This is a genomic window from Shewanella sp. SP2S2-6 (assembly GCF_031931965.1).
Taxonomy (GTDB): Bacteria; Pseudomonadota; Gammaproteobacteria; order Enterobacterales; family Shewanellaceae; genus Shewanella; species Shewanella baltica.
In genome coordinates this window covers 53,031-70,228 of sequence record NZ_JAUOEQ010000025.1, presented here as the reverse complement: position 1 = coordinate 70,228, position 17,198 = coordinate 53,031, and the positions used below count along the sequence as shown (strand labels likewise).

The 17,198-nt window shown below is 63.6% G+C and carries 1 protein-coding gene; it reads left to right on the top strand.

Annotation, left to right across the window (positions count from 1 at the left end; all coding sequences use genetic code 11):
* Positions 1-6 precede the first annotated feature (6 nt).
* On the top strand, positions 7-17,076 hold the full coding sequence (locus Q4Q57_RS15985) for a VCBS domain-containing protein (RefSeq protein WP_311891355.1): 17,070 nt from the start codon (positions 7-9) through the stop codon (positions 17,074-17,076).
* The last annotated feature ends 122 nt before the right edge of the window (positions 17,077-17,198 follow it).

The following is a 17,198-nucleotide window of genomic DNA, read 5'->3' as shown; positions in this document are numbered from 1 at the left end:
CACACGATCACGGTCACGCTGCAGGGCACGAACGATGCACCCGTGCTTCAGGCGCAAACACAGGCCGTCACCGAAGACGGCAGCGAGCTCACTGGCCACATGCTTGCAACTGATGTCGATGCTGGCGACACGCAGACGTTCAGCCTCGCCAATGCCGTCGACGGCTTCACACTGAATGCCGACGGCAGCTACAGCTTCGACCCCAGCCACGCGAGCTATCAGCATCTGGCGATGGGCCAGACGCAGGACGTGGTCGTTCCGATCACGGTAACGGATGGCACGGGCGCCACCAGTACGCAGAACCTGACGATCACAATTACCGGTACGAACGACGGCCCGACGATCGCCGGCGTGAACACGGGCAGCACCGCCGAGGACAACACCCAAGCCGTCAGCGGCCAGCTCACGATTGCCGACGCAGACGACGGCCAGGCGCACTTCGTCGCCCAGACGGCCACGGCCGGCAGCTACGGCAGTCTGACGCTCGGCGAAGACGGGCAGTGGCAGTACCAGCTGGACAACAGCAAGCCCGAGGTTCAGGCGCTCATGAGCACCGAGACCGCCACCGACACCTTCACGGTGCACAGCGCCGATGGCAGCAGCCACAGTATCACCGTCACCATCCAGGGCCAGCGCGACAGCGTCGTGATCGGCGGTGTGGATGTGGGCGTGGTCAAGGAAGACGTGTCGGCGGTCACTGGCGGCAATTTGGTGGCCACAGGCGAAAGCGCCGAGTTCGTGCCCTTGCAGCAGCGCACCCCGCTTGGCAATTTTGCGATGGATGCCAGCGGCGCCTGGACCTACACGCTGGACAACAGCCGCGCCGGCACTGATGCGCTCAAGAACGGCGAGACGGCGACCGACTCCGTCACCATCACCCACACCGACGGCACCACCCACACCGTCACCGTCACGATCATGGGGACGAACGATGCACCCGTACTGAGCGCCCAGACCCAAGTCATCAGCGAAGACGGCACCCAGCTCACGGGTCATATGGCGGCCACCGATGTGGACGCCGGGGACACGAAAACCTTCAGCACCACCACTGCTGTTGATGGCTTCACACTGAATGCTGATGGCAGTTATAAATTTGATCCTAGCCATGCGAGCTATCAACACCTCGCTGCGGGTCAAACACAAGACGTGATCATTCCAATCACAGTCACCGACAGTGCTGGTGCAACCAGCACGCAAAACCTGACGATCACAGTCACCGGTAGTAATGACGGCGCCGTCATCAGCGGCACCGACACCGGCACGGTGATCGAAGATCAGCAGGTCAGTGCCACGCATATCCTGAGCTGCGGCGGCAAGCTGGCTGTCACCGATGTCGATACCGGGGAAGCGACGTTTGCCGTTCAGCACGGCACCGGAGCGAACGGCTATGGCAACTTCGTGCTCGGCCCATCGGGCACCTGGACCTATAGCGCCGACAACACGCAGGCAGCGATCCAGCAACTGAAGGCCGGTGAAACACTTACCGACACCTTCACCGTCAGCAGCACGGACGGCACGACCCACACGCTGACCGTGACGATCCAGGGCACAAACGATGCGCCAGTGCTGGCGGCACAAACCCAAGCGGTCACCGAAGACGGCACACAGCTGAGCGGCCATATGGTCGCCACCGATGTGGATTCCGGCGACACGCAAACCTTCAGCATCGCCCACGCCGTCGATGGCTTCACGCTGAATGCAGACGGCAGCTATCAATTCGATCCGAGCCATGCGGGCTACCAGCATCTGGCCGCCGGTCAGACGCAAGACGTGGTCATCCCGATCACGGTGACCGACGGCTCAGGCGCGACGGCCACGCAGAATCTGACGATCAGGCTGACCGGCACTAATGATGCAGCCCGCATCAGCGGCACAGATATTGGTCGGGTCGTCGAAGACCAGACCCTGTCCGCCAGCGGACAGCTGCAAATCAGCGACACGGACGACGGCCAGGCTCACTTCATAGCCCAGACCGCCACAGCAGGCAGTTACGGCAGTCTGACACTCGGCGAAGACGGACACTGGCAGTATCAACTGGACAACAGCAAGCCCGAAGTCCAGGCGCTCAAAAGCACCGATACCGCCACCGACAGCTTCACGGTGCACAGCGCCGACGGCAGCAGCCACAGCATCACGGTCACCATCCAGGGGCAACGCGATAACGTCGTCATTGGCGGCGTGGATGTTGGCGTGGTGAAGGAAGACGTGTCGGCGGTCACCGGCGGGCATCTGGTGGCAACCGGCGAAAGCGCGGAATTCGTGCCCTTGCAGCAGCGCACCACGCTGGGCAATTTTGCGATGGATGCCAGCGGCGCCTGGACCTACACACTAGACAACAGCCGCGTCGGCACTCAGTCACTCAAGGCTGGTGAAACGGCCACAGACACGGTCACCATCACCCACACCGACGGCACCACCCACACCGTCACCGTCACGATCATGGGCACGAACGATGCGCCAGTGCTCAGCGCCCAGATCCAAGCCGTCACCGAAGACGGCACCCAGCTCAGCGGCCATATGGTCGCCACCGATGTGGATGCCGGCGACACGCAAACCTTCAGCACCACCACTGCTGTTGATGGCTTCACACTGAATGCTGATGGCAGTTATCAATTTGATCCTAGCCATGCGAGCTATCAACACCTCGCTGCGGGTCAAACACAAGACGTGATCATTCCAATCACAGTCACCGACAGTGCTGGTGCAACCAGCACGCAAAACCTGACGATCACAGTCACCGGTAGTAATGACGGCGCCGTCATCAGCGGCACCGACACCGGCACGGTGATCGAAGATCAGCAGGTCAGTGCCACGCATATCCTGAGCTGCGGCGGCAAGCTGGGTGTCACCGATGTCGATACCGGGGAAGCGACGTTTGCCGTCCAGCACGGCACCGGGGCGAACGGCTATGGCAGCTTCGTGCTCGGCCCATCGGGCACCTGGACCTATAGCGCCGACAACACGCAGGCAGCGATCCAGCAACTGAAGGCCGGTGAAACACTTACCGACACCTTCACCGTCAGCACCACGGACGGCACGACGCATACCGTGACCGTCACGTTGCAGGGCACGAACGACGCCCCGGTGCTAGCGGCACAGAGCCAGGCCGTCACCGAAGACGGCAGCTTGCTCAGCGGTCACATGGCCGCGACCGATGTGGACGCCGGCGACACGCAAACTTTCAGCATCGCCAACGCCGTTGACGGCTTCACGCTCAACGCCGATGGCAGTTATCAATTCGATCCGAGCCATGCGGGCTACCAGCATCTGGCCGCCGGTCAGACGCAAGACGTGGTGATTGCGATCACGGTGACCGACAGCGCGGGCGCGACCAGCACGCAAAATCTCACCATCACAGTCACCGGCGCCGCAGACGGCGCGGTGATCGGCGGTGTGGATCTGGGAACGGTCACTGAGGATGCCGCCGTCACCACCGGCCATCTGCAGGCCAGCGGCCAGCTCACGATCAGCGACGCCGATACCGGCGAAGCGCACTTCACGGCGCAAACGGATGTGGCTGGCAGCGGTAGCTACGGGCACTTCAGCGTCGACACAGCAGGGGCCTGGACCTACAGCGCGGACAACACCCAAACGGCCATCCAGCAGCTGAAGGCCGGCGAATCGCTGACCGACACGCTGACGGTGCAGAGCGCCGACGGCACCACTCACACGATCACCGTCACGCTGCAGGGCACGAACGACGCCCCGGTGCTAGCGGCACAGACCCAGGCCGTGACCGAAGACGGCAGCCAGCTCACTGGCCACATGCTTGCAACCGATGTGGACGCCGGCGACACGCAAACCTTCAGCATCGCCAATGCCGTTGACGGTTTTACCTTGAACGCCGACGGCAGCTACAGCTTCGACCCCAGCCATACCAGCTACCAGCACCTGGCGGCAGGCCAGACGCAGGATGTGCTCATCCCGATCACGGTCACCGATCACGCCGGCGCCACCAGCACGCAAAACCTCACCATCACCGTCACCGGCAGTAATGACGGCGCCGTGATCACCGGCACCGACAGCGGCAGTCTGACGGAAGATGTCGCTGTCAATACCGTCGGAAAAATCACCGCGTCCGGGCTCCTGTCGATCAGCGATGTCGATACCGGCGAAGCCGTGTTTACCGCGCAATTCGGTGCGAGCGCGCAGGGTTATGGCGGTTTTGTGCTCGGTGCGAGTGGCCACTGGACCTATGCGGCCGACAACGACAATCCGGCGATTCAAGCCCTCAAGGCCGGGGAACAGCTAACCGACAGCTTCACGGTACACAGCCCTGACGGCACCACGCACACCATCAATGTCACCATCAACGGCAGCAATGATGTTCCGGTGATCGGCGCCACCCGTGCCTCGGCGCGCTTCGTCAGCGAAGATTCGGCGACGTCCACCATCACGGGTCTTTTGCACAGCCACGACCTGGATGCCGGCGATACCTTGAGCTGGTCGGTGAGTGGCCAGGGCCAGGGCACTTACGGGCATCTGGATTTCGATGCTGCATCGGGCAGTTGGACTTACCAGCTCGACAATGCGGACGCCGACACGAACGCACTGTCGGCCGGTCAGCGTGGCGAGGATGTGTTCCAGATCACCGCCACTGACAGCAGCGGCGCCACGGCCAGTACCGTGGTGCGCGTCATGGTGATGGGGGCGAACGATGGCGCCGTCATTGCCGGCGTCGATGCGGCAACATTGAACGAAGATGCGATCGACAGCACGGGCAAGCTGGCGGCCAGTGGCCAGCTCACGGTCACCGACCCGGATGCCGGGCAAGATCACTTCACGGCACAGACCGATGCGGCCGGCAGTAGCGGCCTCGGCCACTTTAGCGTGGATGCGACCGGCGCCTGGACCTACACCGCCGACAATACGCAAAACGCAATCCAGCAACTCAAGACAGGCGACAGCCTGACGGACAGCCTGACGGTGCAAAGTGCCGACGGCACGACCCACACGATCACGGTCACCCTCCAGGGCACGAACGACGTTCCGGTACTGCAAGCACAGACGCAGGCCGTGACCGAAGACGGCACGCAGCTCACAGGCCATATGGTCGCCACTGACGTAGACGCGGGCGATACCAAAGCTTTCAGCGTCGCGCAGGCAGTCGACGGCTTCACGCTGAACACTGACGGCAGCTACAGCTTCGACCCCAGCCATGCCAGCTACCAACATCTGACTGCGGGGCAGACGCAAGCTGTCGTCATCCCGATCACGGTGACCGACAGCGCGGGCGCGACGAGCACCCAGAATCTCACGATTACCGTCACGGGCGCCAACGACGGCGCCGTGATCGGCGCCGTGGATGTGGGAACGGTCACTGAGGACGCGGCCGTCACCACCGGCCACCTGCAGGCGAGCGGCCAGCTCACGATCAGCGATATCGATACCGGCGAAACGCATTTCACTGCCCAAACGGATGTGGCCGGCAGCGCCGGCTACGGGCATTTCAGCGTCGATGCGTCTGGCGCCTGGACCTACAGCGCCGACAACGCGCAGACGGCCATCCAGCAACTCAAGGCGGGCGAAAGCCTGACCGACACGCTGACCGTGGCCAGTGCCGACGGCACGACCCACACGATCACGGTCACGCTGCAGGGCACGAACGATGCGCCGGTGTTGGCGGCACAGAGCCAGACCGTCACGGAAGACGGCACGCAGCTCACAGGCCATATGGTCGCCACCGATGTCGATAGCGGCGACACGCAGGCCTTCAGCCTCGCCAACGCGGTCGATGGATTTACGCTCAACGCCGATGGCAGCTACAGCTTTGATCCGAGCAATGCGGCGTACCAGCATCTGGCCGCTGGCCAGACGCAGGATGTGGTCATCCCGATCACGGTGACCGACAGCGCTGGCGCGACCAGCACCCAGAACCTGACCATCACCCTCACCGGCAGCAACGATGGCCCGCTGGTCACCCACGGTACGGTCGCGACAGCCGCCGACCTGGGCGCGATCAATGAAGACGCACCGCGCGTGTTCACCGAGGCCGAGCTGTTGCAGGCGGTGGGCGCCAGCGATGTGGATGACGGCAGCAGCCTGCACATCGTTGACGGATCGCTTACCAGTGCCCACGGCACCTTCACCGGCGATGCTGCCCACGGCTACACCTTCACCCCGGCGGCCAATTTCAGCGGCCAGGATGTGGACCTGCAGTTCAGCGTGAGCGATGGCACGGTCAGCCGCGAAGCGCATGGGCAGCTGGATATCACGCCGGTGGCGGACAAGCCCGTGGGTCCGCTGGTGTCGACCACTTTCGATGATGTGCAACTGTCGGGGCAATTCGCCGACCCCGCGTTGCTGGGCTGGAAGACCGATTCCACGTTCGGCGTGGAGCAAACCACGGAAGACGTGTTTGGCGGGACGGGCAAAAACCAGGTGCTGGAATTGGTGTCCAAGGGCGCCAGCATCAACTCGCCGAACATCTACCGCGAGCTCGACACGCAGACCGGGCAATTGCTCCACGTCAGCTTCGATGCCTCGCGCCGCGAGAACTGGGATGTCGCCCGCATCGAGGTGCTGTGGGAAGGCAAGGTCATCGACGCGTTCACGCCGGGCACCGCCGGTTACGAGATGCATCATCACGAGTACGACCTGCAGGCCACTGGCCCGCAGTCGCGCATCGAGTTCCGCGTGGTGGGCGATGATGCAGACAAGCGGGCCATCATCGACAACATCCAAATCGGCCTGCCCACCCAGGTGGGCGAGGTCAACCAGGCCCTGCACCTGGATATGGGCCAGGCATTTCAGCTGGCCGACACCGACGGCAGCGAGACCCTGAGCTACCTGATCAAGGGCTTGCCGCCAGGCTTCACGCTCACGGACGGCACGCACAGCGTGACCATCGCCAGTGTCGGCCAGGTGGTCGACACTAAGGGGTGGAGCCAGGATGCGTTGGCTTTGCGTGCGCCTCAGGACTACCAGGGGCAGCTCGAGATCCAGGTCAGCGCCCGTGCCGAGGAGACCGCCAACCACCAGACGGCGACGTCTGACCAGCAGTCGCTGCGCTTGAGCTTCGATCGGCTGACGGCCGTTGAAGATACGCCCCAGACCTTCTCTGCATCCCGCTTGCTGCAACTGGCCGGTATCCGTGCGGGTTTGGGAGAGGTCCTGACGCTGGATGACGTGCAGGTGAACCCGGCCTTCGGCCATTTCAGCCACAACGCCGATGGCAGCTGGACGTTCACGCCGGAGGCCAACGTCTCGGCCCATCAGGTGCCGCTGACCCTCACCGTACACGGTGGTGCGCAGCCGATCAGCAGCACCCTGCATCTGGACATCACGCCGGTGGCCGACACGCCGCTGCTCGACCTGCCGGCCGATGGCCAGCTGACGGCCATCCATACCGACTTTGACAGCACCCTGTTGCACGGCCAGTTCGCCGATCCCACACCCCTGGGCTGGCACACGGATGGGCCCCAGGGCTCGGAAGTGGCGCGGCAGGACGTGTTCGGCGGCAGCGGCGGTGACCATGCGCTGGAACTGATCTCCGAGGGCGCCGGCGCGGTCAACTCGCCCAATCTCTACCGCGTGCTGGACGTCGCGTCGGGCCAGATGGTGCGTTTCGGCTTTGACGTGTCACCGCGCAATAGTTGGGCGGTACCGCTGGTCGAAGTGGTGTGGGAAGGCAAAGTCATCGACAGCTTCACGCCCTCGGGCACGGGCTTCGGCTTGCAGCACCATGACTACGATTTACTCGCCACTGCTGGCCAGCCCCGTCTGGAGATTCGCGTGGTGGGCGCGCAGAGCGATATGCGCGCTATCTTCGATAACCTGGACGTCGGCGTCTCTCCGGTGGCGGCGCGCTTCAGCCCGGTCAATGGCGATGCGTATCTGGATCTCGGCGCACAGTTTCACCTGGCCGATACTGACGGCAGCGAGACCCTCAGTTACGTGGTCAAGGGCCTGCCGCAGGGCTTCACCCTGACCGACGGCACCCACAGCATCACCGTCACCACGGCCGGTCAGGCCATTGAGACCAAGGGATGGGATCAGGCGGCGCTGGTGGTGAAGGCACCACAGGATTTCCAGGGCCAGGTGAATCTGCAAGTCAGCGGGGTAGCCGAAGAGAGCGGCACGCAGCAGACCGCCAGTTCACCCGAGCTGTCCATGCGGTTGAGCTTCGAGCAACTGCGGGTGTACGAGGACACGCCCCAGGTGTTCACTGAATCCAAGCTGCTGCAGCTGGCCGGTGTTCATGCGCCTGCCGGACAGGCCATGACGCTGGCCGATATGCAGGTAGACCAGGCCTTCGGCCAGTTCAGCCACAACGCGAATGGCAGCTGGACCTTCACCCCGGCCTCCAACGTCAATGCCGACGATGTACCGTTCACGCTGACCATCGCCGGCGGCAGCCAGCCGCTCAGCCGCCCGCTGCAGCTCAGCATCGCGCCGGTCAATGACGCGCCGGTGCTGGCGGCACAAAGCCAGACGGGGACCGAAGACGGCAGCCCTATCACCGGTCATATGGTCGCCACCGATGTGGATGTCGGTGACACGCAGAGCTTCAGCCTGGCCCACCCCGTTGACGGATTCACACTCAATGCCGACGGCAGCTACAGCTTCGACCCCTCGCATGCCAGCTACCAGCATCTGGCGGCAGGGCAGACTCAGGATGTGGTCATCCCGATCACGGTGACAGATCACGCCGGGGCGACCGGTACACAGAACCTCACCTTCACCCTCACCGGCACCAACGACGGCCTGCAGGTGGTGGCCAACAGCGCAGCGAAGGCGGGCGATCTTGGCGCCGTGGACGAGGACGCGCCGCGCCTGTTCACCGAGGCCGAGCTGCTGCGTGCGGTCGGTGCCAGCGACGTTGACGATGGCAACGACCTGCACATCGTGGCGGGTTCGCTGAGTTCCACCCACGGCACTTTTACGGGTGATGCCGCCCACGGCTTCACCTTCACGCCCTCCGCCAACTTCAGCGGCCAGCAGGTCGATGTGCAGTTCAGCGTCAGCGACGGTGGTGTCAACCAGGCGACCTTTGCCCGGCTGGACATCCGTCCGGTGGCCGATGTCCCGGTCTTCGAATACACCGGCGAGACCCATTCGCTCGCCCACCAGACCGACTTCGACAGCACCCTGTTGCACGGCCAGTTCGCTGACCCCACACCCCTGGGCTGGCACACCGATGCGCCCCAGGGCTCGGAAGTGGCGCGGCAGGATGTGTTCGGTGGCAGCGGTGGTGACCGCGCGCTGGAAATGATTTCCTCCGGGGCTGGCAAGGACAGCTCGGCCAACTTCTACCGCGTGCTCGACACGGTGCCCGGCCAGGAGCTGAAATTCAGTTTCGATGTCTCGCCGCGCAGCGGCTGGGCCGTGCCCCTGGTGGAAGTCTTGTGGGAAGGCAAGGTCATCGACAGCTTCACGCCATCGGGTTCGGATTTCAGCCTGCAGCGTCACGACTATCAGCTGACAGCCACCGGCGAGCATTCCAGGCTGGAGCTGCGTGTGGTTGGCGATCAGAGCGACATGCGCGCCATCTTCGACAAGCTGGAGATCGGCGACACGCCCCATCTGGACCGCGAGGCCCTGGTCAACAGCGAGCTTCAGCTCCACTTGCCCACCAATCTGCATCTGGCCGACACAGACGGCAGCGAAACGCTGAGCTATCTCATCAAGGGCTTGCCGGTGGGCTTCACCCTGACGGATGGCAGCCACAGCATCACGGTCACGGCCGCCGATCAGGTGATCGATACGAAGGGCTGGAACCAGGACGCGCTGGCTGTACAAGCGCCCAAGGACTTTGCCGGCACGCTGGAGCTCAGCGTCACCGGTCGCAGCGAAGAGGCCGGTAACCAGCAGACCGCCAGTTCCGCGGCACTGCCGGTGCGCCTGAGCTTCCAGCCGCTCGCCACGGCCGAAGACACCCCCCTGACCCTCAGCGAGAGCAAGCTGCTGGCGCTGGCCGGCGTGGTGCCGGGAGCGGGCGAGCACCTGAGCCTCAGTGATGTGCAAGTGGATGCGGCCTTCGGCCAGTTCAGCCACAACGCCGACGGCAGCTGGACCTTCACCCCGGCGGCCAACGTCAATGCCGACCAGGTGCCGTTCACGCTGACGGTGAGCGGCGGCGCGCAGCCCATCAGCAGTTCGCTGCAACTGAGCATCACGCCGGTGAATGACGCGCCGGTCATGGCGGCACAGACCCAGGCCGTGACCGAGGACGCGGCCGTGTTCAACGGCCATGTGCTGGCCTCCGACCCGGATGTCGGCAACACCCTGGCCTTCAGCACCACGGCCACGGCGGACGGCTTCACGCTCAACGCCGACGGCAGCTACAGCTTTGATCCGAGCAATGCGGCTTACCAGCATCTGGCCGCTGGCCAGACGCAGGATGTGATCATCCCGATCACTGTGACCGACAGCGCTGGCGCGATCAGCACCCAGAATCTCACGATCACCCTCACCGGCAGCAACGACGGCCCACTGGTGACCCACGGCACGGCGGCCACGGCAGCGGATTTGGGCGCCATCAATGAAGACGCACCGCGCGTGTTCACCGAAGCCGAGCTGCTGCAGGCGGTGGGCGCCAGCGATGTGGATGACGGCGCCCAGCTGCATATCGTGGCGGGTTCGCTGACGTCGGCGCATGGCACCTTCACCGGCGATGCCGCGCACGGCTACACCTTCACCCCGGCGGCCAACTACAGCGGCCAGGATGTGGACCTGCAGTTCAGCGTCAGCGATGGCACAGTCAGCCGCGAAGCGCATGGCCAGCTCGACATCACGCCGGTGGCCGACACACTCCGCGTGAGCGAGTTGCCGGAGTCAGGGCAGGCCAAGACCCTTGTTTCTTCGGTCGATTTCCAAGCGCACACAAGCTTTGAGAGGATGCCGGCGACGGTGCAGGGCTGGAATAACGAAGGGGGAGATCTGCACCTGGAACGGGCCAATGGTGGGGCCAACACGCGGCTCGTGATGAGGGGCACGGACGATGCAACGGTCGGCACCCATTTCGCCACCAAGCCAGGTCAAATTTATGAGCTGACCCTGAGTGCCTATTCCAGCGGCAACATCAAGCTTGATGTGGTCTGGAACGGGCAAGTCGTTTCCAGCTACACCCCGGAAGGGGGGTGGGGTGCGGAGCACAGCTTCAGGTTCTTGGCCGACAGCGATCAGGGCTATCTGCAACTGCGCACGCATGATGGCGCAGGCCAATTTGCGCATGTGAACGTGGATTACACACAGCTTCGTATGCGGGAGCCGCTGCCCGTGGTGTCCACTCAACCCGTTTCTCTGGGCGGCCTGGACACGTTCACGCAGTTCCACCTGATGGATACGGACGGCAGCGAAACGCTCAGTTACGTCATCAAGGGTCTACCGGTCGGCTTCACGCTGCGCGATGGCAGTCACAGTGTCACCGTCACCAAGGCGGATCAGGTGATCGACACGCAAGGCTGGGCGCCGGACCAGCTGCATCTGATGGCACCCACCGGATTCGAAGGCGTCGTGGGCTTCCAGGTCGCGGCGCGCTCCGAAGAGGGTGCGAATCACCAGCAAGGTGCTCTCACTGCCTTTGTGCCGCAGGCACTGAGCTTCGATTCCCCGGTGGTGATCGAGGACACCCCGCGCCACTTCAGCGAGGCGCAACTGCTGTCCTTCGCCGGCCTGCATGCCGCAGCCGGGGTCTCCTACGGCCTCAGCGATGTGCAGGTGGATGCGGCCTTCGGCCACTTCACCCACAACGGCGATGGCAGCTGGACCTTCACCCCGGCGACCAATGTGTCGGCCGATCAGGTGCCCATCACCCTCACCGTTACCGGTGGCGCCCAGCCGCTCACGGCCTCGCTGGCGCTGAGTATCACGCCGGTGGTGGACACGCCACTCAGTGCGGGGGGGCAGACCGAGCTCACGGACTTCAACCACCAGGCGGTGGGCTCCGCCGGTTGGGCCATGGTCGACCCATCCGGCATGGGCTGGCACACCGACCATGCCCAGGGTGTCGAGCTGGGTCAGGACAAACTCTATGGCGGCAGCAGCACCAGCAACCAGATCGTCAGCCTGAGTGCCAGCAGTGACGCCAATCTCTACCGTGACCTGTCCATCTCGGCCGGCGAGGTCGTTCATTTCGGGTTTGACCTCTCGGCGCGCGCTGGCGTTGCCATCGCGCCGCTGCAGGTGCTGTGGGAAGGCAAGGTCATCGACACCATCACGCCCGCCAGCGGCTACGCGATGGCGCACCATGAATATGACCTGGTGGCCACCGGCGCCAATTCGCGCCTGGAACTGCGCGCCACTGGCTCCGGTGATGCCCGCGCGTTGATCGACAACCTGCAGCTCAGCACAACGCCGCCCCAGGTGGCGCTGGTGAACCATGCGCTGCATCTGGATCTGGGCCAGAGCTTCCAGCTGGCCGACACCGACGGCAGCGAGACGCTGAGCTACTTGATCAAGGACTTGCCGGTCGGCTTCACCCTCAGCGACGGTAGCCACAGCGTCACTGCGACCACGGCGGGGCAGCAGATCGACCTCAAGGGCTGGCAGCTGGATGCCCTCGTGCTGCAATCGCCTGCCGATTTTGAAGGCCAGCTGGCACTGAAAGTCAGCGCCAGCGCCGAAGAAGGCGCCACCCACCAAATCGCCACCTCGGCCGAGCTCTTGCTGCCGCTGAGCTTCGAGCGCTTGTCCACGGCGGAAGACACGCCGCGCAGCTTCAGCGAACGCGAGCTGCTGCAGTTGGCCGGCGCGGTACCGGCCCCGGGTCAGCACCTGAGCCTCAGCGATGTGCAAGTGGACCCGGCCTTTGGCCAGATCACGCACAACGCCGATGGCAGCTGGACCTTCACCCCGGCGGCCAATGTGTCGGCGGACCAGGTGGCGCTGAACCTCACCGTGGCTGGCGGCGCGCAGCCGCAGCAGGTCGCCTTGCCGCTGCAGATCACTGCCGTGACCGACGCGCCGGTCGCGGGCATGCTGTCCATCCATCCCGACATCAGTAGCCAGAATCCCGGCAGCGCCGGCTGGGCTTACCTTGATCCGACCCAGGTAGGCTGGCATACCGACCACCATGAGGGGGTGTACATCGGCACGGCCACCCGTTACGGCGGCGCCGACAGCCACAGTCTGCTGGAGCTGTCGGGCCTGGCCTCGTCGCCCATGAATTTCTACCGCACCCTGAACACCCAGGCCGGGCAGACCCTAGTCTTCAGCTTTGACCTGACCGGGCGCCCGGGACGGCCTGCGGCGACCATCGAGGTCTTGTTCGAGGGCAAGGTCATCGACACCCTGACGCCGGGCAACCAGGCCTACGACATGCAGCGGCATGAGTATGTCCTGACGGCCACGGGACCTGACTCGCGCCTGGAGCTGCGGCCCAGCGGCCAGGGCGATGCGCGGGCCTTATTCGACAACCTTCAGATCAGTCCGCCGCCCCAGGTGGCGCTTGTGAACCATGCGCTGCATCTGGATGTGGGTCAGGCCTTCCACCTGGCCGACACCGACGGCAGCGAAACCATCAGCTACCTGATCAATGGTCTGCCGGTGGGCTTCACGCTCAGCGATGGCAGCCACAGTGTCACCGTCACGACGGCCGGGCAGGTGATCGACACGGCAGGCTGGCAGATGGATGCCGTGACCGTAGAGGCGCCCAAGGATTTCGAAGGCCTGATCGACCTGAAAATCAGCGCACGCACCGAAGAAAGCGCCACGCACCAGACCGTCACCTCGGCCGAACTGCCGCTGCCGCTGAGCTTCGAGCGCCTGTCCACGGCGGAAGACACGCCCCGCAGCTTCAGCGAACACGAGCTGCTGCAGCTGGCTGGCGTAGTCCCGGCCGCAGGCGAGCATCTGAGCCTCAGCGATGTGCAGGTGGACCCGGCCTTCGGCCATGTCACGCACAACGCCGATGGCAGCTGGACCTTCACGCCCGTCGCCAATGTCTCGGCCGACCAGCTAGCGCTCACGCTGACGGTCACCGGCGGCAGCCAGCCGATCAGCAGCACGCTGCCGCTCAGCATCACGCCGGTCAATGACGCGCCGGTGCTGGCTGCACAGACGCAGGCCGTGACCGAAGACGGCACCCGACTCACCGGCCACATGGTCGCCACCGACCCCGATGCTGGCGACACGCAAACTTTCAGCCTGGCTAACGCGGTCGATGGCTTCACATTAAATGCCGATGGCAGCTACAGCTTCGACCCCGGCCATGCCAGCTACCAGCATCTGGCTGCGGGCCAGACGCAGGATGTGGTCATTCCTGTCACCGTGACCGACAGCGCGGGTGCCACCAGCACGCAGAACCTGACGATTACCGTCAAGGGCAGCAATGACGGCCCGCTGGTGACCGACGGCACGGCGGCTACGGCTGCCGATCTGGGCGCCATCAATGAAGACGCACCGCGCGTGTTCACCGAAGCCGAGCTGCTGCAGGCGGTGGGCGCCAGCGATGCGGACGACGGCAGCAGCCTGCACATCGTGGCCGGCTCGCTGACCAGCACGCACGGTAGCTTCACCGGCGACGCCACGCACGGTTACACCTTCACCCCGGCCGCCAACTTCAGCGGCCAGGATGTGGACCTGAAGTTCAGCGTCAGCGACGGGACGGTGAGCCGCGATGCCTTTGCCACGCTGGACATCACGCCGGTAGCGGATGCGCCGGTCCGGGGCGGGCTCTCGATCACCACCGACTTCAACAACGTCGATGTGGGGGCGGGCGGCTGGAAGCTGTCCGACCCAACCCCGCTGGGTTGGCACAGCTCTGAAGCCAGCGGTGTGGAAATTGGCCAGGAGCGGCTCTACGGCGGCAGCGGCAACAACCAGATCCTCAGCCTGACCGCGAGCTGGAGCAGCAACATCTACCGCGACCTGGCCACCCAGGCCGGTCAGACGGTGCATGTGGGCTTTGATCTCTCGGCCCGCCCAGGCTTTGCAATGACGCCGGTCGAGGTCTTGTGGGAAGGCAAGGTGGTCGACACCATCAGCCCGACTGCCGGCACCTACGCCATGCAGCACCATGCCTACGATCTGGTGGCCACCGGCGGCAATTCGCGCCTGGAGTTCCGCGCCACGGGGCAGGGCGAGGCGCGTGCCCTGTTCGACAACATCCAGATCGGTACCCCCGACCACCTGACGCTGGGCGATCACGACATCCTGCTCAAGCCCTATCTCGGCTACCAGCTGGCGGATACCGATGGCAGCGAGACGCTGAGCTACGCCATCCATGGCCTCCCGGTTGGCTTCACGCTGACCGATGGCAGCCACAGCGCCACGGTCGCTACAGCCGGGCAGGTGATCGAGACCACAGGCTGGGACCAGGATGCGCTGGCCCTGCGGGCGCCGCATGACTTCCAGGGCGATGTCAGCATCCAGGTGACCGCTCGTGCGGAAGAAGGCGGTAATCACCAGACCGCCAGCGCAGCGGACCTCACCCTGTATCTCAGCGGGGTACCCGTCAGCCATGCGGCGCTGATCGGCGGCGACACCGCCGTCACGGTGACGGAAGATCAGCAGGTCAATTCGCAGGGCAATCTCGAGCACTTTGGCCAGCTCAGCATCGTCGACCCGGATGCGGGCCAGGCCCAGTTTGTTCCGCAAAACGCGGTGGTCGCCAAGTACGGCCACTACACCATTGATCAGAATGGCTACTGGCTGTACGAAGCCGACAACAAGCTAGCGGCGATCCAGCAGCTCAAGACCGGCGAGCACCTGACCGACACCTTCACCGTGCACAGCGCCGATGGCACGGCGCAGACCATCACCGTGACCATCCAGGGCCAGGACGATGCCCCGGCTTTTGTGCCCCATGGCGGCCCGACGCAATCGGACGATGCCTACAGCCAGATCGGCCATGCGTTTGAATGGATGAGCCATCCGAATTTCAAGTACCTCGCCAGCATGATGCTCCAAGGTGCCGACACGTACCCGTTCGAGCGGGCCCTGGTCATCATCAAGAACGCGGGCATTTCCTTCATTTCGCCCGATGGCAGTGTCGCGAAGGCCTTTGGTCCCCATGGCGGCACCCTGACCGAAGTCCCGATCAGCGAAATGATCGCCTGGCACGCCAAGGGCGCCGGGTATCAGGTGGTGTTCACCGACGCAAAAGCCAGTGAAGTGGGTGTCTACGCCTATAACAATGGCAACCCCGGAATGCTCTCGGGCCGCTATCCGTATACGGATTTTGTGCTTCACCCGGAAGAAAGCGCGGTTCACCTGACGCCGGTCATGCATGACGTGGCGGCCGCCAGCGGTGGCGCTGCCGTGCAGGGTTCCGGCTTCATGCCGCCGGCCATTGCGCCGCTTGAGTTCGACAGCGCCCATGTGCTGGAGGACAACGGCCAGCAGATTTCCGGTTTCATCGAGGTGCAGGACGCCGACGCCGGCCAATCGGTGATGAAGCCGCAGACCGACACCGCCACCCACTACGGCCGCTTCAGCATCGACGTCAACGGCGACTGGATTTACCAACTCGACAACAGCCGTCCCGAAGTGCAGCAGCTGGGCGATGGCCAGACCCTGGTTGACACCATCACCGTGCATAGCGAAGACGGCAAGGCGCATGAGGTGTCAATTACTATCCACGACCAGAATGATGGTGCAGTGATCGCAGGAGCCGACAGTGGCAGTGTGGTCGAGGACAATCACGTTATAGCAGCTGGCGCGATCGTGGCTAAAGGCGAGCTTACCGTGACGGATGCCATAACAGGTAATAACGACCAGCCTCTCCCTTCGAATACCGCCAAGGGAGATATAGGGAACCTCAGCGAGCTGTCGTTATCTTCTAGTCATGGCACTCCTCTCACGACAACGGATGCACACTTTGCAGCCCAAGCTTCACCGGTTGATCACTACCTGCAAATGTTAGGACTTAGCCCAACGACAGTGAGCCTATCTCCTTCTGTGCCAGTGGAATTATTGCCTACGCTATCCTCAAGCAATCACTTCAATGATATTGATGCACCGATGCACGCTATCCCTGAGGTGAACCATTTTGAAAACCCATTATTAGATAATGAAAAGGAGCAACATAAAGATCGTCATTTCGACCTATTTGATGTAACAGAACTTCACACGAATCCGAATGACGATGACCTATTACATTCAGCACTCAACGACATGCACAACCAAATGTAATCAGGAGGAAGTGACTACGTTTCACTCAATCCTTTAGCTGACCATAACTTATCCGCAATAGACCATAGGGAGTTACCTATGGTCTATTGGGTTAAAAGCCTATAACTGACATTTAGGCCAAG